Annotated in this window: 21 protein-coding genes; 12 read left to right on the top strand and 9 right to left on the bottom strand. The window is 61.0% G+C overall.

All coding sequences use genetic code 11. From position 1 onward, the window contains the following. Positions 1-183: 183 nt before the first annotated feature. Together algB and HX839_RS07990 are read left to right on the top strand one after the other, a co-directional pair. Complete coding sequence (gene algB, locus HX839_RS07995; RefSeq protein ID WP_003214793.1) at positions 184-1,530, top strand: sigma-54-dependent response regulator transcription factor AlgB; 1,347 nt, start codon at positions 184-186, stop codon at positions 1,528-1,530. 10 nt (positions 1,531-1,540) lie between these two features. Continuing rightward, on the top strand, positions 1,541-3,328 hold the full coding sequence (locus tag HX839_RS07990) for a KinB sensor domain-containing domain (RefSeq protein WP_003214794.1): 1,788 nt from the start codon (positions 1,541-1,543) through the stop codon (positions 3,326-3,328). A gap of 17 nt (positions 3,329-3,345) precedes the next feature. Here HX839_RS07990 and HX839_RS07985 read toward each other — a convergent pair whose 3' ends face one another. The 6 genes from HX839_RS07985 to HX839_RS07960 form a co-directional block, all read right to left on the bottom strand. Next, on the bottom strand, positions 3,346-4,122 hold the full coding sequence (locus tag HX839_RS07985; protein WP_003214798.1) for an N-acetylmuramoyl-L-alanine amidase: 777 nt from the start codon (positions 4,120-4,122) through the stop codon (positions 3,346-3,348). Between the two features lie 102 nt (positions 4,123-4,224). Next, positions 4,225-6,330 carry a GGDEF domain-containing protein gene (locus HX839_RS07980; RefSeq protein ID WP_177066931.1) on the bottom strand — a complete coding sequence of 702 codons (2,106 nt, stop codon included), beginning with the start codon at positions 6,328-6,330 and terminating at the stop codon, positions 4,225-4,227. Next, positions 6,327-7,205: an endonuclease/exonuclease/phosphatase family protein gene (locus HX839_RS07975; RefSeq protein ID WP_003214803.1), complete on the bottom strand. Its 879-nt coding sequence runs from the start codon at positions 7,203-7,205 to the stop codon at positions 6,327-6,329. Before HX839_RS07975 ends, HX839_RS07980 begins: the two co-directional genes overlap by 4 nt. Before the next feature lie 10 nt (positions 7,206-7,215). Further along, complete coding sequence (locus HX839_RS07970; protein ID WP_087694548.1) at positions 7,216-7,854, bottom strand: thiol:disulfide interchange protein DsbA/DsbL; 639 nt, start codon at positions 7,852-7,854, stop codon at positions 7,216-7,218. A gap of 169 nt (positions 7,855-8,023) precedes the next feature. Further along, complete coding sequence (locus tag HX839_RS07965; protein ID WP_003214807.1) at positions 8,024-8,629, bottom strand: cytochrome c4; 606 nt, start codon at positions 8,627-8,629, stop codon at positions 8,024-8,026. 33 nt (positions 8,630-8,662) lie between these two features. Further along, a complete protein-coding gene (locus HX839_RS07960; RefSeq protein ID WP_003214809.1) occupies positions 8,663-8,965 on the bottom strand; it encodes a cytochrome c5 family protein in 303 nt (100 codons plus the stop codon). A 192-nt stretch (positions 8,966-9,157) separates the two neighbouring features. On the opposite strand from HX839_RS07960, the gene yihA reads away from it, so the two are divergent. After that, positions 9,158-9,799, top strand: coding sequence for a ribosome biogenesis GTP-binding protein YihA/YsxC (yihA, locus tag HX839_RS07955; RefSeq protein WP_003214811.1), 642 nt, complete (start codon positions 9,158-9,160; stop codon positions 9,797-9,799). 266 nt (positions 9,800-10,065) lie between these two features. Here the strand turns inward: yihA and polA are convergent, their stop codons facing one another. After that, entirely contained in the window at positions 10,066-12,858 is a 2,793-nt protein-coding gene (gene polA / locus HX839_RS07950) for a DNA polymerase I (RefSeq protein ID WP_177066930.1), read from the bottom strand. 74 nt (positions 12,859-12,932) lie between these two features. Between polA and HX839_RS07945 the strand changes: the two genes are divergently transcribed. Both HX839_RS07945 and HX839_RS07940 read left to right on the top strand, forming a co-directional pair. Continuing rightward, positions 12,933-13,223 (top strand): DUF2782 domain-containing protein, encoded by a 291-nt coding sequence (locus tag HX839_RS07945; protein WP_003214814.1) that lies wholly within the window; start codon positions 12,933-12,935, stop codon positions 13,221-13,223. Between the two features lie 56 nt (positions 13,224-13,279). Continuing rightward, positions 13,280-14,233 (top strand): homoserine kinase, encoded by a 954-nt coding sequence (locus HX839_RS07940; RefSeq protein ID WP_087694550.1) that lies wholly within the window; start codon positions 13,280-13,282, stop codon positions 14,231-14,233. Positions 14,234-14,360: 127 nt separating this feature from the next. On the opposite strand, the gene HX839_RS07935 is transcribed toward HX839_RS07940, so the two are convergent. Next, positions 14,361-15,290 (bottom strand): zinc ABC transporter substrate-binding protein, encoded by a 930-nt coding sequence (locus HX839_RS07935; protein ID WP_371315625.1) that lies wholly within the window; start codon positions 15,288-15,290, stop codon positions 14,361-14,363. A gap of 58 nt (positions 15,291-15,348) precedes the next feature. On the opposite strand from HX839_RS07935, the gene HX839_RS07930 reads away from it, so the two are divergent. The 4 genes from HX839_RS07930 to HX839_RS07915 are packed head-to-tail and all read left to right on the top strand — an operon-like array spanning position 15,349 to position 18,154. Next, a complete protein-coding gene (locus HX839_RS07930) occupies positions 15,349-15,831 on the top strand; it encodes a Fur family transcriptional regulator (RefSeq protein WP_003214819.1) in 483 nt (160 codons plus the stop codon). Continuing rightward, entirely contained in the window at positions 15,831-16,616 is a 786-nt protein-coding gene (gene znuC, locus HX839_RS07925; protein WP_177066928.1) for a zinc ABC transporter ATP-binding protein ZnuC, read from the top strand. Before HX839_RS07930 ends, znuC begins: the two co-directional genes overlap by 1 nt. After that, complete coding sequence (znuB, locus tag HX839_RS07920; protein WP_003214823.1) at positions 16,609-17,397, top strand: zinc ABC transporter permease subunit ZnuB; 789 nt, start codon at positions 16,609-16,611, stop codon at positions 17,395-17,397. Before znuC ends, znuB begins: the two co-directional genes overlap by 8 nt. 37 nt (positions 17,398-17,434) lie before the next feature. After that, the gene (locus HX839_RS07915) at positions 17,435-18,154 is read left to right on the top strand and encodes a PA5502 family lipoprotein (RefSeq protein WP_003214825.1); all 720 of its coding nucleotides are present in this window, start codon (positions 17,435-17,437) and stop codon (positions 18,152-18,154) included. A gap of 112 nt (positions 18,155-18,266) precedes the next feature. On the opposite strand, the gene katE is transcribed toward HX839_RS07915, so the two are convergent. Continuing rightward, entirely contained in the window at positions 18,267-20,408 is a 2,142-nt protein-coding gene (gene katE, locus HX839_RS07910; RefSeq protein WP_177066927.1) for a catalase HPII, read from the bottom strand. A 268-nt stretch (positions 20,409-20,676) separates the two neighbouring features. Between katE and HX839_RS07905 the strand changes: the two genes are divergently transcribed. Genes HX839_RS07905 through HX839_RS07895 form a run of 3 tightly spaced genes read left to right on the top strand, consistent with a single transcriptional unit; the run spans position 20,677 to position 23,183 of the window. Beyond that, positions 20,677-21,684 (top strand): methionine ABC transporter ATP-binding protein, encoded by a 1,008-nt coding sequence (locus HX839_RS07905; protein ID WP_134325499.1) that lies wholly within the window; start codon positions 20,677-20,679, stop codon positions 21,682-21,684. Next, complete coding sequence (locus HX839_RS07900; protein WP_003214831.1) at positions 21,684-22,358, top strand: methionine ABC transporter permease; 675 nt, start codon at positions 21,684-21,686, stop codon at positions 22,356-22,358. The genes HX839_RS07905 and HX839_RS07900 overlap by 1 nt, the downstream gene beginning before the upstream one ends. Before the next feature lie 51 nt (positions 22,359-22,409). Next, on the top strand, positions 22,410-23,183 hold the full coding sequence (locus HX839_RS07895; protein ID WP_177066926.1) for a MetQ/NlpA family ABC transporter substrate-binding protein: 774 nt from the start codon (positions 22,410-22,412) through the stop codon (positions 23,181-23,183). Positions 23,184-23,360: the final 177 nt, after the last annotated feature.

The following is a 23,360-nucleotide window of genomic DNA, read 5'->3' as shown; positions in this document are numbered from 1 at the left end:
AGGCAACGTTCGACTGCCGAAGTGGCAAGAGGGAGACAAAAACGCCTCTTGTGGGCGTCTTTGTAAGAAGAAGCGCAGATAGCTGCGCGGTGACGGCTTTAATCAATCAGAATAAACCATGCAACTTGCCCGATTATTCCGGGACTAAACAACATCATTCATTCTTAAGGGAGCGCGGGACAGATGGAATCAGCCAAGGAACTTCAAGGCCGCATTCTTTTAGTGGATGACGAATCCGCGATCCTTCGCACCTTCCGTTACTGCCTGGAAGATGAAGGCTACACCGTAGCCACCGCCAACAGCGCCGCCCAGGCCGATGCCTTGTTGCAACGCCAGGTGTTTGACCTGTGCTTCCTGGACCTGCGCCTGGGCGAAGACAACGGCCTGGATGTACTGGCGCAAATGCGTATCCAGGCGCCGTGGATGCGCGTGGTGATCGTCACGGCCCACTCGGCCGTCGACACCGCCGTGGATGCGATTCAGGCCGGCGCGGCCGACTACCTGGTAAAGCCTTGCAGCCCCGATCAATTGCGCCTGGCCACGGCCAAACAGCTGGAAGTGCGCCAGCTCTCGGCACGCCTGGAAGCCCTGGAAGGCGCAGTGCGCCAGCCCAAGGACGGCCTCGACTCCCATAGCCCGGCGATGATGGTGGTGCTGGAAACCGCACGCCAGGTGGCGGGCACTGATGCCAACATCCTGATTCTCGGCGAGTCCGGCACCGGTAAAGGTGAACTGGCCCGGGCGATCCACGGTTGGAGCAAACGCGCGAAAAAATCCTGCGTCACCATCAACTGCCCATCGCTGACGGCGGAACTGATGGAAAGCGAGTTGTTCGGTCATAGCCGTGGTGCGTTTACCGGCGCCAGCGAAAGCACCCTCGGCCGCGTCAACCAGGCCGATGGCGGCACCTTGTTTCTCGACGAGATCGGCGACTTTCCGCTTACTTTACAACCCAAGTTGCTGCGCTTTATCCAGGACAAGGAATACGAGCGCGTCGGCGACCCGGTGACGCGCCGTGCCGATGTGCGAATCCTCGCCGCAACCAACCTGAACCTGGAAGACATGGTTCGCGACGGCCGTTTCCGCGAAGACCTGCTGTATCGCCTGAATGTCATCACCTTGCACCTGCCGCCCCTGCGCGAACGCAGCGAAGACATCCTGACCCTGGCCGACCGCTTCCTGGCGCGCTTCGTGAAGGAATATGCGCGGCCGGCACGCGGCTTCAGCGATGAAGCCCGTGAGGCACTGCTCAACTACCGCTGGCCGGGGAACATCCGCGAGCTGCGCAACGTGGTTGAGCGGGCCAGCATCATCTGCCCGCAGGAAAAAGTTGAGATCAGCCACCTCGGCATGGCCGAGCAGCCGACTAACAATGCCCCGCGTATCGGTGCGGCGTTGAGCCTGGATGAACTGGAAAAGGCGCATATCGGCGCCGTGCTGGCCACCAGCGACACCCTGGACCAGGCGGCCCGAACCCTTGGCATTGATGCGTCGACGCTGTATCGCAAACGCAAACAATACAACCTGTGAGCTGTAGCCTATGAAGCTTGCGATGACCCTGCGCACTCGGTTGTTCCTGAGTATTTCCGCGCTGATCACCGTCGCCCTGTTGGGGTTGCTGCTGGGGCTGGTGAGCGTCATGCAAATGGCCAAGACCCAGGAATCGTTGATTCGCAGCAACTTCATCACATTGGACCTGGGGCTCAAGCTTCGGCAGACCCTCGGCGACCAGTTGATGATCATGCTCAATGAACAGCCGAATACCGCTGCGCTGGAAGACTCCAAGCAACGCTATTTCGCCCTGTTGCAGCAAGGTATCGACCACGAACAAAAGGACGCGGTAACCAGCGGTTTTACCCAGGCCAAGACCAATTACCTGAGCTTTCTCGAGGCGTTCGATGAAAAGGAGAATGCTCCGCCGCAACTGCGCAACAACGACGAGCTGACCAAACGCTTCAACATCCTGCGCAACGGCCTGATCACCGAGCACAAGAAAGCCCTGGATAACATCAACGATACCGAACACAAGTCCCGTGAACGTGCGCTGCTGATTGCCGGCCTGCTGGGCCTGGTCGGGCTGGCGGTGCTGATCATCGGTTTCGTTACCGCCCACGGTATCGCCCGACGCTTTGGCGGGCCGATCGAAGCGCTGGCCAAGGCCGCCGACAAGATCGGCCAGGGCAACTTCGAAGTCACGCTGCCCATTTCATCCGCAGCGGAAATGAACCTGCTGACCCGACGCTTCGGCATCATGGCCGAGGCGTTGCGCCAGCATCAGGCAACCAATGTCGACGAGCTGCTGGCCGGGCAACAACGCTTGCAGGCGGTGCTCGACAGCATCGACGACGGCCTGCTGATGATCGACCGCCAGGGTCGCCTGGAACACCTTAACCCGGTGGCACAACGTCAACTCGGCTGGGACGAGAATCGCCTGGGCCAAGGCCTTGGCGACGCCCTGGGCCGCCCGGAACTGGATGAACAACTGCAGCTGGTACTGCGCGGCGGCAATCTGGAGCGCGCACCTGAAGACCTGGAAGTAGAGGTTGAGGGTGAGCTGCGCCTGCTGACGTACAGCCTGACGCCGGTCAGCCATACCCAGGGGCACATTCTGGGCGCGGTGATGGTGCTGCATGACGTTACCGAGCAGCGTGCCTTTGAACGAGTGCGCAGTGAGTTTGTATTGCGCGCGTCCCATGAATTACGCACGCCGGTGACGGGCATGCACATGGCCTTCGGCTTGTTCCGGGAACGGGCGAAGTTTCCTGCGGAGTCGCGCGAAGCGGACCTGCTGGATACGGTCAACGAGGAAATGCAGCGCCTGATGCAGTTGATCAACGACTTGCTCAACTTCTCGCGCTACCAGAATGGCTTGCAGAAACTCACCCTGGGCCCGTGTGACATCAGCGACCTGCTCGAACATGCCCGCGCCCGCTTCGCGGAGCAGGCGAATGCGCAGAACATCGAACTGCTGGTTGAGGAACAATCCCCGCTACCGAGGTTGCATGCCGATCGAGCGCAGCTGGAAAGGGTGCTCGACAATTTGCTGGGCAATGCCCTGCGGCACACAGCCGACGGTGGGCAGATCCGCTTGCAGGCGCGTCGTCATGGCGAACGGGTGATTGTCAGCGTTGAAGACAACGGTGAAGGCATTGCCTACGGCCAGCAGGGACGAATCTTCGAACCGTTTGTGCAGGTAGGCCGCAAGAAAGGCGGCGCCGGGCTGGGCCTGGCGCTGTGCAAGGAGATCGTGCAATTGCACGGTGGCCGCATGGGGGTGTATTCGCGGCCGGGGCAGGGGACGCAGTTCTACATGGCGTTGCCCCTGTAGGACCAACGCGCCAACCGTTATTGGTGATTCAACGCCCGCAGGATCGCAGCACTTTCGGCATCCGGCGTCCCATCAAACAGCGACGCCCGGAAATGCATCTGGAACGCGGCCACCACATGCCGCGTCGCCACATCCAGCTCGCCCGTCTGCGGCGTCGGATAGCCCAGCTTCGCCAACTCTTCCTGGAACCAGGTAATGCTCGGCAGATCGGCTGCGTACTGCACCTGGTAACGGGCCACCGCCTTGGCGTCCGGCCACATGCCCAGCCCTTCATCCGCCAGGCGCTTCCAGGGGAACAACGGCCCCGGGTCCAGCTTGCGCAGCGGGGCAATGTCGCTATGGCCGATGATGTTTCGCGGGTCGATGCCGTTGCGTTTGCTGATGTCCTTGAGCAGCACCACCAGTGACTGCACCTGCGCTTCGGAATAGGGATACCAGACGCGGCCCGTCGGCAAATCCCGATAACCCGGGTTCACGATCTCGATCCCGATGGAGCTGGAGTTGAGCCAGGTGCGGCCCATCCATTCACTTTCTCCGGCATGCCAGGCGCGCTGGCTTTCATCCACGAGCTTATAGATGGTGGCCGAGGCGTCATCACCGATCAGGTAATGACTGCTGACCTGGCCATGGGTCAACAGCGCCAGGGAGCGCTCAAGGGACGCCGAGGTGTAGTGCACGACGACAAACTGCACACGATTGTCGTGGTTCACCGAAGGATGACTGGTGTCCAGGCGAGGGCCGCTCGCGCAACCGGCGAGCAGGAGAAACAGAAAGGCAGAACACAGAAGTTTCATGGCAGCAAATAGTACGCTTAAGACGATAATGCAACAGTGTAACGTACCGTTTGCTGCCAGGCGGCCAAATGCGATGTTTTAAACAAAATGGAACATTTCCGGTCAGGCCGCCTGCACCTGATTACGCCCCGCCGCCTTGGCACGATATAACGCCTCGTCAGCGCGCTTGAGCGCCAGGTCACTGCGTTCTCCGGGCTGAAACTGCGCCATGCCCATGGACACCGTAATCGTCACCGGCTCGCCCTTGAAGTGAAACGGGCAGGCTTGGATGGCTGCACGCAGGGTTTCACCCACCGCCAACGCATCGGACAGCGACGAGTTGGGCATCAGCAGTACAAACTCTTCACCGCCAAAACGCGCGATGAAGTCGTTCGGCCGCAGGCGTTTGCGAAGCACCGTGGCGATGATTTTCAGCACCTTGTCGCCCGCCAGATGACCATAGCCGTCGTTGATGCGCTTGAAGTGATCGAGGTCCAGCATCGCCAGTGACAGGTTATTTCCACGCTGGTGCCAGGCGTTGACCTCCTGCTCCAGGCGCTCGCTCCAGGCAGCGCGGTTGGGTAGTGCGGTGAGCGGATCGATCAGGGCTTTCTGGCGCTGAACCTCAAGGTGTTCACGGTAGCCCTGAGCCTCTTGCTCCATATTGGCGACCCGTTCGGCCAGGCCCTTGAGCCGTGCAGCCACTTCCTGTTCGCGCTGGTCACGCTGGTGGCGGTGTTCATCCATGGTGCCCAGCAGCCCTTCGAGATGGCTCTCCAGCACGTGCTTGAGGCTGTCGAGGTCCGCGGCGTCCTGCATGCTGGTTTGCAAACCATCCACTTGTTCGCGGATCTGGGTATCCAGTTCCCTGGCCGCCGAGCGGCTGTCGGCGTGGCCGTCACTGGCGACCTGCAGGTGCCCCTGGAACGCCTCGAGACGATCGTTGAGTTGCTTGAGGTAGGCTTCAAACTCGTGCTGGCCGCTGTCGGTGATCGCCAGCATCAACACCGCCAGGTCATCGAGGATCGGCAGCAATTCGTACCAGTTCAATCCGTGGGCCAGGCGTTCACGCATGGCTTCGGCCTGGGGCCGATGGCGCTCGGGCAGCGAGAGGTCTTCCAGTAAGCCGAGCAGGGTATCTTCGATGTGCTTGGCCACCGAACTGTAAGACGGCTCGGGAGTGTCGGGCAGGGCGTAGGCTTGATCCGCTTGCAGCTCGTCTGCGTTCAGCTCTGCCTGCTCGGGCGATTCTTGCGGTTCATCGGCCAGGACCGGGGGCAGGGAAAGACTGCCGATCTCTGTCCGCTCCGGCTCACGGGCCTGCACCTCTGGCACCTCGACCATGGCGGCGAGAGCGCTCTCAAGCTCAACCTCCGCTTCGATCGGTTGCTCGGGTTCTGGCGTTTCGATAATCGTAGCGGGTGCCTCGACGACAGGCGCTGTGACCGCGACGGCCGGAACAACAGGCACTGCTTCGCTGACAGCGTCGGCAGCCTCTACTGGCGATACCGGCTCAGGGGGCGACTCGATGGGGGCCGGGACCTTCGGCTGCGGCGAAAAAGCCCGCAGCGCCTGGGCCAGTTCCGCCGATTGCGCCGGCGCTTCAACTTCATCCACCGGCCTGGGCTTTGGCGCAGCAGGCGCCGGAGAAGCCGGGCGGGATGGCGTGGGCGCTTCAACCTCCGGCGTGTCGATTGCGTCCTTGGTGCCAAACAGACGCTGCAACAGCCCCGGGCTCGAACGGCTGGTTTCGCCCTCCGGCTCCAGGTTACTCAACGCCTGCCCCTGGAGGCCGCTCAGCTCACTCAGCAACAGCGGGATCTCCCGCGCCTGGCCAACCCGACCGTCCAGCTGCTTGGCGAAAGCCTTCAGCGGGCGACTCACGTCCCGTGGCAAGGGCAGTTTCTGCAACTGAGTGACCAGGGCCGTCAACGCGCTGCCGATCTGGTCAACCCGGGTTTCGCGGCGCTGCTCCGAATCCAGCACGGCCTTTTCCAGGCGCGGCAGCAATGCAGCGAGGGCGGCGTCCATGTCGTCGGTGCGCACCACATCGCGCATTTCCTTCATGCATTGGTCAACCGCTCGGTCGGTCCCTTCTGCCGCCAGGGTGCTGCGCACCAGCCCTCGGCGCAGCAGGTCGAGGCGGGCGGCCCAGCGACGCTCGAGCTTTTCTTGTTGCTCGACGCTTTTAAGGTATTTCTCTTTCCAACGCTGGGCGTCGTCGCTCATGCAAGGGGTCCGCGAGGGCCGGGGCTCAACGCGGGCAATGCATCAGCCGTGAGCGAACCCGGCAGACGAATCTCTACCGCGACGGGCAGGTGATCGGAGATGGGCTGCGCCAGTACCTGCACACTTTCGAGTGTCAGGGTCGGGCTGAGCAGGATGTGATCAAGACAACGTTGCGGTCGCCAGCTGGGAAAGGTGGCTTCGACTTGCGGCGCCAGCAACCCAAGGTCGCGCAACGGGGAATTCTGTAGCAGGTCGCTGGCGTGGGTGTTCATGTCCCCCATCAGCACTTGGTGTTTGTAGTTGCCAATCAACTCGCGGATGTAGGCCAACTGCAGGGTGCGGGTTCGTGCCCCCAACGCGAGGTGCATCATCACCACGACCAATGCTTCCGGCCCTTCGCCGAATCGTACGAGAATTGCACCGCGGCCTTTCGGGCCAGGCAACGGGTGGTCCTCGATCGCCCACGGTTTCAGACGGCTGAGCACACCATTGCTGTGCTGGCCGAGTTTGCCGAGGTTGCGATTGAGTTGTTGATACCAGTAGGGAAAGGCACCGAGCTGGGCAAGGTGCTCGACCTGGTTGATGTAGCCGGAACGCAGGCTGCCACCATCGGCCTCCTGCAGGGCTACCAGGTCGAAGTCACCCAGCAGGTCGCCGATCTTTTGCAGATTGCCGGCACGCCCATTGTGGGGCAGCAGGTGCTGCCAGCCACGGGTCAGGTAATGCCGGTATTTCTCGGTACTGATACCCACCTGGATATTGAAACTGAGCAGGCGCAACCGACTGTCAGCCGGCAGGCCCGTGGATTCCAGGTGATGTTCGTTGACCTTCGGGTCATGCAGGCCAACGACACGTTCAGTACCCCAGCGACGCATGACGGGCCCCTTACTTGGCTGCGCGCTCTTTGGCGATCAATTGGTCGGCCACGTTCAGCGCCTGCTCTTCGCCGCCGGCACTGCCGATGTCAAAGCGGTATTTGCCGTTGACGATCAGCGTCGGTACGCCTTGCACGCCGTATTTCTGGGCCAGTTCCTTGTATTGGGCCATCTTGCCCTTCACAGCGAACGAGTTGAATGTCTCCAGGAACTTGGTTTTGTCGACGCCTTGGGTGGCGACGAAATCGGCCATGTCTTCAGGCTTCACAAGGCGCTTGCCTTCTTTCTGGATGGCATTGAAGACAGCCGCGTGAACCTTGTGTTCTACACCCATGGTGTCCAGGGTAATGAACAGCTGGCCGTGGGCGTCCCATGGGCCGCCGAACAGGGCAGGAATACGTTTGAAGTTCACGTCCTCAGGCAGCTTCTCGACCCACGGATTGATGACTGGCTCAAAAGCGTAGCAATGCGGGCAGCCATACCAGAACAGCTCCACCACTTCGATCTTGCCCGGTACGGAAACCGGCACAGGATTGGCCAGCTCAACGTAGGTTTTACCGGCTTCAAGCGGCACATTATCGGCAGCTTGTGCGGTCATGCCGAAAAGGCTGGCAGTGACGAGAGCGGCGCTGAGGATCAGATTACGCATGCTTTACTCCTGGACAAATAAAGTCGCCTCACGCGACCTTTGTTGTGACAGGTCTACGCGGGCATGAGTTCGTTAGTGTAACGGCACCGGCCACAAAAAAGGGCAGCCTGGGCCACCCTTTTTATGCTTGCATCGACGGATTAATCGAGCGTTAACGTAGCCGGGGCACTTAGTGCAGGCCCTGGATGTATTGGGACACGGCTTCGATGTCCTTGTTGCTGAGTTTCGCGGCGATGCTCTGCATGATCTTGGTATCGCCGTCGTTGGTGCGATTGCCTTCGCGGAAGTCCGTCAGCTGTTTGCCGATGTACTGGGCATGCTGGCCGCTCAAGTGCGGGAAGCCAGCGGCAGCAAGGCCTGCGCCGTTAGGCGAGTGGCAGCCGAGGCAGGAAGGCATGCCTTTTTCCAGGTTGCCGCCGCGGAACAATTCTTCACCGCGGGCCACCAGTTTCGGATCAGCAGCTCCCACACTGCCTTTCTGGCTGGCAAAATACGCCGCGATATCCGCCAGGTCCTGATCGCTGAGGTTGGTCAACAAGCCGGTCATTTCCAGGACCGTACGCTTGCCGTCCTTGATGTCGTGCATCTGCTTGGTCAGGTAACGCTCACCCTGGCCGGCCAGTTTTGGAAAGTTAGGCGCCGGGCTATTACCGTCCGGTCCATGGCAAGCACCACATACGGCGGCTTTCGCCTGGCCAGCAGTGGCGTCGCCTGCGGCATGGGCAACACCGGTGATGCCCAGGGTCAACAGCAGACTCACGATCAGTTTGTTCATCAGCTAATCCAACTACGGCTAAGGGTTAAAGAGTTATGGACCGGGTTCACTCACCATCAACTGAATGACGGCATGGTAATCCTCGGTACTGCAGTCCATGCACAAACCACGCGGCGGCATCGCCTTGAAACCCTGGGTCACGTGTTGCACCAGCGTGTCCATACCTTGAGCCAATCTTGGCTTCCAGGCTGCCTGGTCACCCCGTCCAGGGGCGTTGGGCAGCTGTCCGGCATGGCAGGCCCCGCAAAAGCGGTTGTACACAGCCTCCGGTTCCTGTGTAGCCTGCGCACTGTAAAGTGGCATCAAGAAACCGAAGGCCAGCAGCCACTTGGTCATACATCGACCTTTTCAGGGTTTGAGAGCGTTTTGCGTTCTAATGCGCAATAAAGGTCTATCGCTCCCGTGAACTTCATCCTTCGCTGGGACAAAGCACACACAAAATCTGCGGCATTATATACTGGCGCTACTGAAACGGAAACGACACCGCTTGCCGCACCTATTCCCGGCACCGCCCACATCGGAAAACTCATGCAACTCAAGAATCCCATCCTCGGCCTGTGCCAACAGTCCACCTTCATGCTCAGCGCCGCCAAAGTCGACCAATGCCCCGATGACGAAGGCTTCGAAGTCGCATTCGCCGGCCGCTCCAACGCCGGCAAGTCCAGCGCGCTGAACACCCTGACCCACGCCAGCCTGGCCCGTACCTCGAAAACCCCGGGGCGCACACAGCTCCTCAACTTCTTCAAGCTAGACGATGATCGGCGTCTGGTCGACCTGCCGGGCTACGGTTATGCAAAAGTACCTATCCCGCTGAAGCTGCACTGGCAGCGTCACCTCGAAGCGTATCTGGGTGGCCGGGAGAGTTTGAAGGGTTTGATTCTGATGATGGACATCCGTCATCCAATGACCGACTTCGACCTGTTGATGCTCGATTGGGCCGTCGCCAGCGGCATGCCGATGCACGTCCTGCTGACCAAGGCCGACAAATTGACCTACGGCGCAGCGAAAAACACCCTGCTCAAAGTGCAGGCAGAAATCCGAAAGGGTTGGGGCGATGCGGTGACCATCCAGCTGTTCTCGGCGCCAAAACGCATGGGCCTGGAAGACGCCTACACTGTGCTGGCAGGCTGGATGGAACTGGCTGACAAGGGTTCGGAAGCCGCCGAGTAAAAACTCGGGGCAAAAAAAACCCCGGACTTCGTATGGGGAGGGGAAGTTCGGGGTCCAAGTTCCGGACCGCTAGGGCGGGGTCCAGATATCTGCCAACACTTAACACAACATAGGAGCATTGAAGGGCTTCACCACCCATTCAGTAACTCTGAGTAGCAATTCACGGGTTAAGTTCCGGCACGTTCAAAAAACTATTGGAAATAACCCGCCGCGTTTTCCGATCTAAAGCGCTGCCGCGGCATGATGACGCGGCCCAGGCCCCAGGTTTAGTGCGCTTCGTCCCAGTTGTCGCCCACGCCGACGTCTACCACCAGCGGCACATCCAGCTTTGCCGCCTCGCTCATGTGTTCACGAATCCTCGCGCTGACTTCAGCCACCAGGTCCTCACGCACCTCCAGCACCAATTCATCGTGCACCTGAAGGATGACCTTGGCGTCCAGGCCCGAGTCCGTCAGCCAGTTGTCGACCTTGACCATGGCCTTCTTGATGATATCGGCCGCAGTGCCCTGCATCGGCGCGTTGATTGCCGTACGCTCGGCGCCAGCACGCTCCTGAGGCTTGTTGGAATTGATCTCCGGCAGGTACAGGCGGCGCCCGAACAGGGTTTCCACATAACCCTGATCAGCCGCCTGGGCACGGGTGCGCTCCATGTACTCGCGCACCCCCGGATAGCGGGCGAAGTACACATCGATGTAAGCCTTGGCGGTTTTGGTGTCGACGCCGATGTCCTTGCCCAGCTTCTGGGCGCCCATGCCGTAGATCAGGCCAAAGTTGATCGCCTTGGCACTGCGACGCTGATTGGACGTGACCTCGGTCAACTCAACCTTGAACACTTCGGCCGCCGTGGCGGTGTGCACGTCCAGGTCGTCGCGGAACGCATTCAGCAAGCCTTCGTCCTTGGACAAATGCGCCATGATGCGCAGCTCGATCTGCGAGTAGTCCGCCGCCAGCAGCTTGTAGCCCTTGGGCGCGACAAATGCCTGGCGGATACGCCGGCCTTCAGCGGTACGCACCGGAATGTTCTGCAGGTTTGGATCGCTGGATGACAGGCGCCCGGTTGCTGCTACGGCCTGGTGATAGGAGGTGTGCACGCGACCGGTGCGCGGGTTGATCTGCTCCGGCAAACGGTCGGTGTAGGTGCTTTTCAACTTGCTCATGCTGCGGTACTGCATCAGCACTTTCGGCAGTGGGTAGTCATCTTCAGCCAATTTGGCCAAGACTTCCTCGGCCGTCGAGGCCTGGCCCTTGCCGGTCTTCTTCAACACCGGCAGCCCGAGTTTCTCGTAGAGAATCGCACCCAACTGCTTGGGCGAGCCCAGGTTGAATTCCTCGCCGGCGATTTCATACGCCTGGCGCTCGAGGTCGACCATCTTGTTGCCCAGCTCGATGCTCTGGATGCCCAGCAAGGCGGCATCCACCAGGGCGCCCTGACGCTCAATGCGCGCCAGCACGGGCACCAGCGGCATCTCGATGTCGGACAATACGCTGGCCAGGGAAGGAATAGCGGCAAGCTGCTTGTGCAGTTCCTGATGCAAACGCAGGGTCACATCCGCGTCTTCCGCCGCGTAAGGGCCGGCTTGCTCCAGGGCAATCTGGTCAAAGGTCAGCTGCTTGGCGCCTTTGCCGGCGATATCCTGGAAGCTGACGGTGTCGTGGTCCAGGTACTTCTTCGCCAGGCTGTCCATGTCATGGCGCGTCGCCACGGAGTTCAGCACATAGGATTCAAGCATGGTGTCGAAGGCAATGCCGCGCACGGTGATGCCGTGTGCCGGGTCACCACCGATGGCGCAGTTGGCCAGGATATTCATGTCGAACTTGGCGTGCTGGCCGACCTTGAGTTTTTCCGGGTCTTCGAGCAACGGCTTCAGGGCCAGCAGCACGGTGTCCCGATCCAGCTGTTCCGGCGCGCCGATGTAGGAGTGGGTCAGCGGAATGTAGGCCGCTTCATGGGCCTGTACGGCAAACGACACACCCACGAGTTGCGCTTTCTGGGCGTCGATCCCGGTGGTCTCGGTATCGAAGGCGAACAGCTTGGCGTCGTTGAGCTTCTTCAGCCAGGCATCAAACTGAGCCTGGGTGAGGATGGTTTCGTACACCGGCTCCACAGAAACCGGCGCGACCACATCAACCGCTTCCTCGGCGACCGCAGCCGAAGGAGCAGCGCTCAACTCGACGCGCTTGGCATCGCGTTGAATCTCGTCAATCCAGCTCTTGAACTCCAGCAGCGTGTACAGCTCCAGCAGCTTCTCGCAATCCGGCTCGATCAGGTGCAAATCATCCAGGCCCACATCCAGCGGCACGTCGATCTTGATCGTTGCCAGCTCGTAGGACAGGAACGCACTCGCCTTATGCTCTTCCAGTTTGGCGACCAGGGTCTTGGCACCACGAATCGGCAAGGTCGGCACGATATCGAGCTGCTCGTAGAGCTCTTTCAAACCGCCATTTACACCAACCAACAGGCCGGAAGCCGTCTTCGGACCAATGCCCGGAACGCCCGGGATGTTGTCGGACGAATCGCCCATCAACGCCAGGTAATCGATGATCTGCTCGGGAGCGACACCGAATTTCTCCTTCACGCCCTCAACGTCCATGGCGCTTCCGGTCATGGTGTTGACCAAGGTAATGTGCCCGTCGACCAGCTGCGCCATGTCCTTGTCGCCGGTGGAAATCACCACCGGACGGTCGGCGGCCGCGCTGCTGCGGGCCAGGGTGCCGATCACGTCGTCCGCTTCGACGCCTTCGACGCACAGCAGCGGGAAGCCCAGGGCGATCACGCTCTGGTGCAGCGGCTCGATCTGCACGCGCATGTCATCGGGCATGCTCGCGCGGTTGGCCTTGTATTCGGCGTACAGCTCATCGCGAAATGTCCCGCCCTTGGCGTCGAACACCACCGCGAACGGACTGTTCGGGTATTGCCTGCGCAGGCTTTTGAGCATGTTCAACACGCCCTTGACCGCGCCGGTAGGCAGGCCTTTGGAAGTGGTGAGCGGCGGCAGCGCGTGAAAGGCGCGGTACAGGTAAGAAGAACCGTCCACCAGGACGAGGGGGGCTTGGCTCATGAGCAGGATCAACCTTTTCGGCGGGTCAGGCGCTAGAATAGCCGGACCAATGACGACAAAGGGACAAGGTTATCATGCGTACAGTAAATCGCCTGTTGTTGACCGGCTTGATTGCACTCACTCCGATGGTGGCCATGGCGGCAGATACTGCCCCTTCGGGCGACCCGGAAGTCACCATTCGCACGGAAGGCGACAAGACCATCCAGGAATACCGCCAGAATGGTTTCCTGTACGCGATCAAGGTGACCCAGAAAGGCTTTCCGCCTTACTTCCTGGTGCGCGCGGACGGAACCGATGCGAACTTCATCCGCTCTGACCAGCCGGATATGCTGATCCCGTCATGGAAGATCTTCGAATGGAAATGATTTCTTAACTTTAATCGGCGCTGCTCCGCGCAGCGCCCGTAACGGCAGTTTTAACCATGTCTGTGTTCACCCCCCTGGCTCGGCCCGAGCTGGAAACCTTTCTTGCCCCTTACGGGCTCGGCCGCCTGCTTGATTTCCAGGGGATTGCCGCTGGTAGTGAAAACACCAATTTCTTCATCAGCCTGGAACAGGGCGAATTTGTCCTGACCCTGGTCGAGCGCGGCCCCGTGCAGGAAATGCCGTTCTTCATCGAACTGCTGGACGTGCTCCACGACGCTGATTTGCCAGTGCCTTACGCCCTGCGTACCACCGACGGCGTGGCCTTGCGCGAGTTGGCGGGCAAACCGGCGCTGCTGCAACCGCGCCTGGCGGGCAAGCACATCAAGGACGCCAACGCCCAGCATTGCGTGCAAGTGGGCGAATTGCTCGGCCACCTGCACCTCGCCACCCAAGGCGAGAAGGTGCTGGAACGCAAGACCGATCGCGGGCTGGACTGGATGCTCAGCGAAGGCGCGCAGCTGATCTCGCACCTCGACGCGGAACAACGCGGCCTGTTGCAAGCGGCGCTGGATGAGATCGAGGCGCACAAGGCGCAGATCCTCACGCTGCCCCGGGCAAACATCCACGCCGACCTGTTTCGCGACAACGCGATGTTCGAAGGCACGCACCTGACCGGGCTGATCGACTTCTACAACGCCTGCTCGGGGCCGATGCTGTACGACGTGGCGATCGCCCTGAACGACTGGTGCTCGGACGCCGACGGCGTGATCGACGGCCAACGGGCGCGGGCGTTGCTGGGGGCTTATGCGGGCTTGCGGCCGTTCACGGCCAAGGAAGCAGAGCTGTGGCCGACCATGCTGCGTGTGGCCTGTGTGCGGTTCTGGCTGTCACGCCTGATTGCGGCGGAATCGTTCGCCGGGCAGGACGTGCTGATTCACGACCCGCGCGAGTTTCAGGTGCGCCTGGCGCAACGCCAGCAGGTCAAGACCCCGCTGCCGTTCGCGCTGTAAAGATCGTACGCGATCAAAATGTGGGAGCGGGCTTGCTCGCGAATGCGGAGTTTCAGTCACCAGATGCGCTGGCTGATCCACCGCATTCGCGAGCAAGCCCGCTCCCACAGTGGTTATGCGGCGTCTGTCAGAGCGACTCCAGGCACCCAGCCAGGTCATTCCCCAGCTTCTCCAGCACCTGCTCATACCCCTGGGCGGAGGCCGGCGTGTAGCCGCCCAACGCATCCAGCTCCGCCAACTTCACCGGCAAACCCGCCACCAGCGTTTCCGCCAGACGCGGGCGCAACGGCGGCTCGCTGAACACACAAGTCTTGCCCACTTCCTGCAAACGCGTACGCATCGCTGCCACATGCTGGGCGCCCGGCTGCACTTCTGCGGCCACACTGAACACTCCGGTGTGCTTGAGGCCGTAGGCATCTTCGAAGTAATCGAAGGCTTCATGGAACACGAAGTACGGCTTGCCGGCGACGTCCGCCATACGTGCCTTCAAGCGCGCGTCCAGTGCATCCATACGGCCATCAAAGGCCTTCACGTTGCTCTGGTAACGCTCGGCGTTCGCCGGGTCGGCAGCGCTGAGGTCCACCGCCATGCGGTTCGCAATCACCCGGGCGTTGACCGTCGACAGCCACAAATGCGCATCCAGGCTGCCCGGGCGATGGTCGTGATCATGTTCGTCGGCATCTTCAGCATGGGAGTGGCTATCTTCGGCGAACCGACGCAGTTTCATTCCCGGAAGGTCCTGCACCGCCACCGTCGGCAAGCTGCGGCCTTTCAAGACACGCGGCAGAAAGCTTTCCATGTCCGGGCCGATCCAATACAGCAGGTCCACCGACTGCACGCGCCGTACGTCGGAAGGGCGCAACGCATAGTTATGCGGCGAAGCGCCCGGCGGCAGCAACACCTCGGGAATCGCCACGCCATCCTGCACAGCAGCAGCAATCAGTTGTAACGGTTTGATACTGGTCAGCACCCGAACCTCCGCCTGAGCGGCACCGGCAAGCAGCAAACTGGTGACAAATACGACAAAAACGGGAAAAAGTCTGGACACGATGACCACTCAAGGAGGCAGGAACAGGTAACATAATAACGTCTCTCACAAATATCTGTCGCCGCTCATGCCTAAAACACCGCTTGCCAGCCGTCCCCATGACCACTCTCACTGCGTGCACAGCGCACTGTCAGAGGCCGACGCCTTGTGCGCGCGCCAAGGCCTGCGCCTGACCGCCCTGCGTCGCCGGGTGCTGGAGCTGGTGTGGCAAAGCCACAAGCCGCTGGGTGCCTACGACATCCTCGGCGTGCTCAGCGAGCAGGACGGCCGCCGCGCCGCGCCGCCCACGGTTTACCGCGCGCTGGACTTCCTGCTGGACAACGGCCTGGTGCACCGCATCTCATCGCTCAACGCCTTTGTCGGCTGCAACCACCCGGAACACGCGCACCAGGGCCAGTTCCTGATTTGCCGCGAGTGCCACGCCGCCATCGAACTTGAGCAAAAAAGCATCAGCGACAGCATCATCAAGAGCGCCGGCGACGTCGGCTTCAAGGTCGAAGGGCAAACCGTCGAAGTCGTCGGTGTGTGCTCGGGCTGCCAGGGGGCTTGATGAGCACTGCGTTAATCCGCCTGGAGCAGGTCGGGGTCACGTTCGCCGGGCAAAACGTGCTGGACAACATCGCCCTGAGCGTCGAGGCAGGTCAGATCGTCACGCTGATCGGCCCCAACGGTGCCGGCAAGACCACCCTGGTGCGCGCCGTACTCGGCCTGCTCAAGCCCGACAGCGGCAGCGTGTGGCGCAAGCCGAGGCTGCGGGTCGGCTACATGCCGCAGAAGCTGCATGTGGACCCGACCTTGCCCCTGTCAGTGCTGCGCTTCCTGCGCCTGGTGCCCGGTGTCGACCGTGCCCGCGCACAGTCCGCCCTCAAGGAAGTGGGCGCCGAACAGGTGATCGACAGCCCGGTGCAAAGCATCTCCGGCGGCGAAATGCAGCGCGTGCTGCTGGCCCGCGCCCTGCTGCGCGAGCCGGAATTGCTGGTACTGGATGAACCCGTGCAGGGCGTCGACGTCGCCGGCCAGGCCGAGCTGTACAGCCTGATCACCCGCCTGCGGGACCGCCATGGTTGCGGCGTGCTGATGGTCTCCCACGACCTGCACCTGGTGATGAGCACCACCGACCAGGTGGTGTGCCTCAATCGTCACGTGTGCTGTTCCGGCCACCCGGAACAGGTCAGCGGCGATCCGGCTTTTGTCGAGCTGTTCGGCAAGAACGCCCAGAGCCTGGCGATCTACCACCACCATCACGACCACGCCCATGACCTGCATGGCGCTGTAGTCGATGACTCCACCGCATCCCACACCCACGTTCATGGAGATAGCTGCAAGCATGGCTGATTTTCTGCTCTACGCCCTGCTGGCAGGCTTGGCTCTGGCGCTGGTGGCGGGCCCACTGGGCTCGTTCGTGGTCTGGCGGCGCATGGCCTATTTTGGCGACACCCTGTCCCACGCTGCGCTGCTGGGCGTGGCCATGGGATTTCTGCTGGATGTGAGCCCGACCATTGCCGTCACCGTCGGCTGCCTGCTGCTGGCTGTGCTGCTGGTGACCCTGCAACAGCGTCAGCCTCTGGCCTCCGATACCCTGCTGGGCATCCTGGCCCCAAGCACCTTGTCCCTGGGCCTGGTGGTGCTGAGCTTCATGCATGAAGTGCGCATCGACCTGATGGCCTACCTGTTCGGCGACCTGCTGGCGATCAGCCCCACCGACCTGGCGTGGATTCTAGGCGGCAGCGCGGCAGTGCTGGTGCTGCTGGTGACGCTGTGGCGCCCGCTGCTGGCGATCACCGTTCACGAAGAACTGGCCACCGTCGAAGGCTTGCCCGTGGCGGCGCTGCGCATGACCCTGATGCTGCTGATCGCCGTGGTGATCGCTGTCGCGATGAAGATTGTCGGCGTATTGTTGATCACATCGCTGCTGATCATCCCGGCTGCTGCGGCCCAGCGTCACGCCCGCTCGCCGGAGCAAATGGCGCTCGGCGCCAGCCTTCTGGGGATGCTCGCGGTGTGTGGTGGCCTGGCGCTGTCCTGGTTCAAGGACACCCCGGCCGGGCCGTCGATTGTGGTCACGGCGGCCGCCCTGTTTCTGCTGAGTTTTGTCCTGCCCCGTCGCGGGGTGTAGACTTGCTCGCTTTTTGCGCAATTAGAGAGTCGCAGGAATGAAGCTGTTCAACGCCCGTTATCTGCTCCTTGCCGCATTTTCCTTGCTGCTGGGCGCCTGCCAAAGCACCCCGCCCGCCGCCCCCCAGGCGCCGGACGCACGTGCTGCGGCCATCGCACAGCTGGAGCAAAACCTCGCCAGCAGTGAACTGGCCACCGCCGAAGACGAGCTGGCCGCCTTGCAGGCCCAGTCGCCCAACGACCCGGCGCTGGAGCCTTATCAGCGCCAACTGGCCGAAGCCTATTTGCAGCGCAGCCAGATCGTCCTGCAAAAGGGTGATGTCAACGCTGCCGCGACGGCCCTGAGCCGCGCACGGGCATTGATGCCCAAGGCTCCGGCGCTGACCGGTGGCGTCAACAGTGCGATCGCCCATGCCCGTAAAGTCGAGCTGGACAAAGCCGAGGCCGCCCTGAAAGCCGCCGAAGCCAAGCCGCCGGCCAAGGTCATCGACCCGGCAGCGCCAAGCACTACGGTTGCGCTGAACCTCACCGATATCGAGGCACTGCGCCATCAACTGGATGAGATCGCCACCGATGTGGTGAATTACCAGTGCGATGTGAGCATCCAGGCACCGCGCACCGAAGATTACCCATGGCTGGCCACGTTGCTGACCAAACGGGTGAAGCGCATCGATTCGGGGTATGACCTGAAGATTCACCGGCAGATCCTGAAGAAGGTTCCGGCGCAGGTCGTGCTGATTCCGCGTAAGACTGAATAACGCCATTCGCGAGCAAGCCCGCTCCCACATTTAACCGAGTTCCAACTTTGGAATGCGGTCGAATGTGTGAGCGGGCTTGCTCGCGAAAGCGATCTAACAAACAACCGATACCTTAAGCCGGAACAGCTTTAGCCTTCGGCTCCCGATCCCAGACCCGATGCTGGGCAATCGCCGCAAAGAACGCCTTAAACGCCTTCGCGTCGCCGCCAACAATCAAGCCCGCATCCGCCTCAAGCTTCAGCACATCCAGCAACTGCTTCGCCTCACCGGCCAGGGCAATTGCTTTCAAGTGCTTGTAGGCCTCCAGCAGGTAATGCAACGCCACACCATCAGCGCTCAACGCTTGAACCGACTTGGCGCCACCCGGCACAAACACCGCATCGAACGCCACCGAAGGCAAGCCTTCCATGGAAGCATCCACCGGCAGGCTCTTGCCATCCGCCGTCGTTACCGGCGCCGAGGTAGGCCCCAGCAACTTCGCATGCGCACCTGCGGCCTCAAGCGCCTTCTTCAAGGCATCAATCGCCGCACCATCAACACCGTTCGCCGCCAGAATCGCCACCTTGCGGGTCTTGATATCACCCGACAGCAAATTGGCCTGGCTCAACGCTGGCGAGCGTTCCGGAGACGTCTTGCGCTCTGGCACCGTACCTTTAGTCGGTGCTGGCAAGCCCAGGTTCTGCGCCACACGCTTGGCCAGTTCGAGGTCGATGTTGGCGAGGATCTCGTTCACCTGGCGAGCGCGAATAAACTCACGCTCCACCTTGCCCAGTTCAAAGCTGTAGGCGGCGATGATGTGCTCCTGCTCGTGCTTGCTCATGCTGCGGAAAAACAGGCGCGCCTGGGAGAAGTGATCACCGAACGACTCGCTGCGCTCACGGATCTTGTGGGCATCAATGCGCTCCGGATACGTCTCAAAACCACCGTCCTGCGCCGCAGGCGGAGTTTCTTTCGGCCAGCCGCCATCAATCGAGTTCGGCTCGTAGGACGCGCGGCCCTTGTCTATCGTGGTGCGGTGCATGGCATCGCGCTGGCCGTTATGGAACGGCGCTACCGGACGGTTGATCGGCAACTCGTGAAAGTTCGGCCCGCCCAGTCGGCTGATCTGCGTATCGGTGTAGGAAAACAGACGGCCTTGCAGCAGCGGGTCATTGGAAAAGTCGATGCCCGGCACGATATGCCCCGGGCAGAACGCCACTTGCTCGGTCTCGGCAAAGTAGTTGTCCGGGTTGCGGTTGAGCACCATCTTGCCCAGCGGCGTGATGGGCACCAGCTCTTCGGGGATCAGCTTGGTCGGGTCGAGAATATCGAAGTCGAACTTATGCTCGTCTTCTTCGGCGATGATCTGCACGCCCAATTCCCATTCCGGGTAATCGCCACTTTCAATGGATTCCCACAGGTCACGACGGTGGAAGTCGGTGTCTTTGCCCGCCAGCTTCTGCGCCTCGTCCCACACCAGGGAGCAGGTGCCGACGGTAGGCCGCCAGTGGAATTTGACGAAGTTGGATTTGCCCTCGGCGTTCACCAGGCGGAAGGTGTGCACGCCAAACCCCTGCATGGTTCGCAGGCTTTTCGGAATGGCCCGGTCAGACATGGCCCAGATCACCATGTGCGCCGACTCCGGCTGCAGCGAGACAAAATCCCAGAACGTATCGTGGGCTGAGCCGCCAGTAGGAATCTCGTTGTGGGGCTCAGGTTTTACCGCATGCACGAAGTCAGGAAACTTGATCGCGTCCTGAATGAAAAACACCGGCATGTTGTTACCCACCAGGTCGAAGTTGCCCTCATCGGTGAAGAACTTCACGGCAAAGCCACGCACGTCACGCACGGTATCACCCGAGCCGCGAGGGCCCTGCACCGTAGAGAAACGCGCAAATATCGGGGTTTTGTGTTCGGGGTTACGCAGGAATCCGGCCTTGGTCAGCGCCGAGTGGTTTTCGTAGGTCTGGAAATAACCATGGGCACCGGTACCCCGAGCATGAACGATACGTTCCGGGATCCGCTCATGGTCAAAGTGCGTGATTTTTTCACGCATGATGAAGTCTTCCAGCAGCGATGGGCCACGGGAGCCGACCTTCAAGCTGTTCTGGTTATCGGAAACCTTCACGCCCTGGTTGGTGCGCAGTGCCTGGCCCGTCGCGTCGGAGCGGAATGTTTCCAGGCTTTGCAGCTTGGCGTTGGTGTTGCCACGGTCCAGAGTGTCGGTGCCCGCAAGTTCGCTCTTGGGCGGGGTAACTGGCTTTTTAGTACTCATCAGACAAAAACTCCTCGTTTGCGTAGGCCAGAGCGATCCCCGGCTCTTCTTGAGCAAAACCCCAGGCACGGCACCTGGGAGTTTCGAGTTGCTTATGTAGTGACTGACACGGTTTTGTACCGTTCCTTTTTTATGACCTTTGATCGCGTTATTGCCAAATCGCTGGTCGGATGAGAAATAAATGCTAAGAAACGCTATACGGACAGGCTAAAATGCGCGCCCGGCTAACCGCTGATCCCTTTTTAATGCGCCCCACAAGGTTCGCTACGTGATCGAGTTTCATAACGTCCATAAAACCTACCGGGTCGCCGGTAAGGATATCCCCGCACTGCATCCCACCAACCTGCGCGTCGAAAATGGCCAGGTGTTTGGTCTGATCGGCCATTCCGGTGCGGGAAAAAGTACTTTGCTGCGTCTGATCAACCGCCTGGAGCAACCCAGCGGCGGCCAGATCAAGGTCGATGGCGAAGAAGTCACCGCCCTCGACGCCAACGGCCTGCGCCGTTTCCGGCAACAGGTCGGGATGATCTTCCAGCACTTCAACCTGCTGGCATCCAAGACCGTTGCCGACAACGTGGCGCTGCCGCTGACTCTCGCGGGCGAACTTTCCCGCAAGGAAATCGACCTGCGCGTGGCCGAATTGCTGGCGCGGGTCGGCCTGTCCGACCATGCCAAGAAGTACCCGGCGCAGTTGTCTGGCGGCCAGAAGCAGCGCGTCGGCATCGCCCGCGCCCTGGCCACCAAGCCGAAAATCCTGCTGTGCGACGAAGCCACCAGCGCCCTCGACCCGCAGACCACGGCCTCGGTCCTGCAACTGCTGGCCGAGATCAACCGCGAGCTGAAGCTGACTATCGTGCTGATCACTCATGAAATGGACGTGATCCGCCGCGTGTGCGACCACGTGGCCGTGATGGACGCCGGCGTGATCGTCGAGCAAGGCACCGTCGCCGACGTATTCCTGCACCCCAAGCACCCGACCACCAAGCGCTTCGTGCAGGAATCCGAGCAAGTCGACGAAGGCGAACAGCGTGATGACTTCGCCCATGTACCGGGGCGCATCGTGCGCCTGACGTTCCAGGGCGAAGCGACCTACGCGCCGCTGCTGGGTACCGTCGCCCGCGACACGGGTGTGGACTACAGCATCCTCGCCGGTCGTATCGACCGCATCAAAGACATTCCCTACGGGCAACTGACCCTCGCCGTCACCGGCGGTGACATGGAGGCCGCCTTCGCCGCCTTCACCGCGGCAGACGTCCATATGGAGGTGCTGCGCTAATGGAAATCCTCTTGAGCTTTTTCTCGAACATCGACTGGTCGGAAATCCTGCTCGCCACCGGCGACACCATGACCATGCTGTTCGGCTCGCTGCTGTTCACCGTATTGCTGGGCTTGCCGTTGGGCGTGCTGCTGTTCCTGTGCAGCCCGCGTCAGCTGTTCGAACAAAAGAATGTTTATGCGCTGTTGTCGCTGGTGGTGAACATCCTGCGTTCGCTGCCGTTCATTATCCTGTTGATCGTAATGATCCCGTTCACGGTGCTGATCACCGGCACCTCGCTGGGTGTTGCCGGTGCAATTCCGCCACTGGTGGTGGGTGCCACGCCGTTCTTTGCGCGCCTGGTGGAAACCGCGCTGCGTGAAGTGGACCGCGGGATTATCGAAGCGACCCAGGCCATGGGCGCGACCACTCGCCAGATCATTACCAACGCGTTGCTGCCCGAAGCCCGCCCCGGCATCTTCGCGGCGATTACGGTGACGGCGATTACACTGGTTTCCTACACGGCCATGGCCGGTGTAGTGGGTGCCGGTGGCCTGGGTGACTTGGCGATCCGCTTCGGTTATCAGCGCTTCCAGACCGACGTGATGGTGGTCACCGTGGTGCTGCTGCTGATCCTGGTACAAATTCTGCAAACCGTCGGCGACAAGCTGGTGGTGCACTTTTCTCGAAAATAACGGCTATTGCCGGCGTTAAGCCGGCCAATTCCCGAACAAGGAGCTTGTTGAATGAAAAAACTACTGGTTGCTTTCGCCGCCGTTGCCGCGTTCTCCGCCCACGCCGCCGAAACCCTCACCGTGGCCGCGTCCCCGGTGCCGCACGCTGAAATCCTCGAATTCGTGAAGCCGGCTCTGGCCAAGGAAGGCGTGGACCTGCAGGTCAAAGTCTTCACCGACTACGTTCAGCCAAACGTACAGGTAGCCGAAAAGCGCCTGGACGCCAACTTCTTCCAGCACCAGCCGTACCTGGATGAGTTCAACAAAGCCAAGGGCACTCACCTGGTGAGCGTTGGCGCTGTGCACCTGGAGCCTCTGGGCGCCTACTCCAGCAAGTACAAGAAGCTGGAAGACCTGCCAAGCGGCGCCAACGTCGTGATCCCGAACGACGCCACCAACGGCGGCCGTGCGCTGTTGCTGCTGGCCAAGCACAACCTGATCACCCTGAAGGACCCGACCAACATCCTGTCGACCATCAAGGACATCACTGAAAACCCGAAAGACCTGAAATTCCGCGAACTGGAAGCCGCCACCCTGCCGCGCGTGCTGACCCAGGTCGACCTGGCGCTGATCAACACCAACTACGCCCTGGAAGCCAAGCTGGACCCGTCCAAGGACGCACTGGTGATCGAAGGCAACGACTCGCCTTATGTGAACATCCTGGTGACCCGCGAAGACAACAAGGATTCGGACGCGGTGAAGAAGCTGGTAGCAGCCCTGCACACCCCGGAAGTGAAAGCGTTCATTCTTGAGAAGTACAAAGGCGCGATCCTGCCGGCGTTCTGATCCAAGGCCGAAACTCCGATCGAAAAAGCGGACGCAGAGCGTCCAGTGCGGCATTCCCACGCAGAGCGTGGGAACGATCCAAACCAATGTGGGAGCGGGCTTGCTCGCGAAGGCGGTGGTTCAGTCGATACATCTGTTGACTGACACACCGCCTTCGCGAGCAAGCCCGCTCCCACA

The sequence above is a fragment of the Pseudomonas sp. I8001 genome (assembly GCF_013385345.1).
In the GTDB taxonomy this organism is placed as follows: domain Bacteria; phylum Pseudomonadota; class Gammaproteobacteria; order Pseudomonadales; family Pseudomonadaceae; genus Aquipseudomonas.
The sequence above is the reverse complement of the archived record's forward strand: the minus strand, read 5'-3'. Positions and strand labels throughout refer to the sequence as shown.

Bases quoted from the DNA above. Each gene is read 5' to 3' on its own strand.
- HX839_RS07895 (WP_177066926.1), top strand. From the start codon at position 22,410: ATGAAAAAACTACTGGTTGCTTTCGCCGCCGTTGCCGCGTTCTCCGCC.
- HX839_RS07985 (WP_003214798.1), bottom strand. From the start codon at position 4,122: ATGAAACTTCTGTGTTCTGCCTTTCTGTTTCTCCTGCTCGCCGGTTGC.
- yihA (WP_003214811.1), top strand. From the start codon at position 9,158: ATGCAACTCAAGAATCCCATCCTCGGCCTGTGCCAACAGTCCACCTTC.
- HX839_RS07980 (WP_177066931.1), bottom strand. From the start codon at position 6,330: ATGAGCGACGACGCCCAGCGTTGGAAAGAGAAATACCTTAAAAGCGTC.
- HX839_RS07915 (WP_003214825.1), top strand. From the start codon at position 17,435: ATGAAGCTGTTCAACGCCCGTTATCTGCTCCTTGCCGCATTTTCCTTG.
- polA (WP_177066930.1), bottom strand. From the start codon at position 12,858: ATGAGCCAAGCCCCCCTCGTCCTGGTGGACGGTTCTTCTTACCTGTAC.
- HX839_RS07975 (WP_003214803.1), bottom strand. From the start codon at position 7,205: ATGCGTCGCTGGGGTACTGAACGTGTCGTTGGCCTGCATGACCCGAAG.
- HX839_RS07965 (WP_003214807.1), bottom strand. From the start codon at position 8,629: ATGAACAAACTGATCGTGAGTCTGCTGTTGACCCTGGGCATCACCGGT.
- HX839_RS07970 (WP_087694548.1), bottom strand. From the start codon at position 7,854: ATGCGTAATCTGATCCTCAGCGCCGCTCTCGTCACTGCCAGCCTTTTC.
- znuB (WP_003214823.1), top strand. From the start codon at position 16,609: ATGGCTGATTTTCTGCTCTACGCCCTGCTGGCAGGCTTGGCTCTGGCG.
- algB (WP_003214793.1), top strand. From the start codon at position 184: ATGGAATCAGCCAAGGAACTTCAAGGCCGCATTCTTTTAGTGGATGAC.
- HX839_RS07945 (WP_003214814.1), top strand. From the start codon at position 12,933: ATGCGTACAGTAAATCGCCTGTTGTTGACCGGCTTGATTGCACTCACT.
- HX839_RS07900 (WP_003214831.1), top strand. From the start codon at position 21,684: ATGGAAATCCTCTTGAGCTTTTTCTCGAACATCGACTGGTCGGAAATC.
- znuC (WP_177066928.1), top strand. From the start codon at position 15,831: ATGAGCACTGCGTTAATCCGCCTGGAGCAGGTCGGGGTCACGTTCGCC.
- katE (WP_177066927.1), bottom strand. From the start codon at position 20,408: ATGAGTACTAAAAAGCCAGTTACCCCGCCCAAGAGCGAACTTGCGGGC.
- HX839_RS07930 (WP_003214819.1), top strand. From the start codon at position 15,349: ATGCCTAAAACACCGCTTGCCAGCCGTCCCCATGACCACTCTCACTGC.
- HX839_RS07990 (WP_003214794.1), top strand. From the start codon at position 1,541: ATGAAGCTTGCGATGACCCTGCGCACTCGGTTGTTCCTGAGTATTTCC.
- HX839_RS07940 (WP_087694550.1), top strand. From the start codon at position 13,280: ATGTCTGTGTTCACCCCCCTGGCTCGGCCCGAGCTGGAAACCTTTCTT.
- HX839_RS07960 (WP_003214809.1), bottom strand. From the start codon at position 8,965: ATGACCAAGTGGCTGCTGGCCTTCGGTTTCTTGATGCCACTTTACAGT.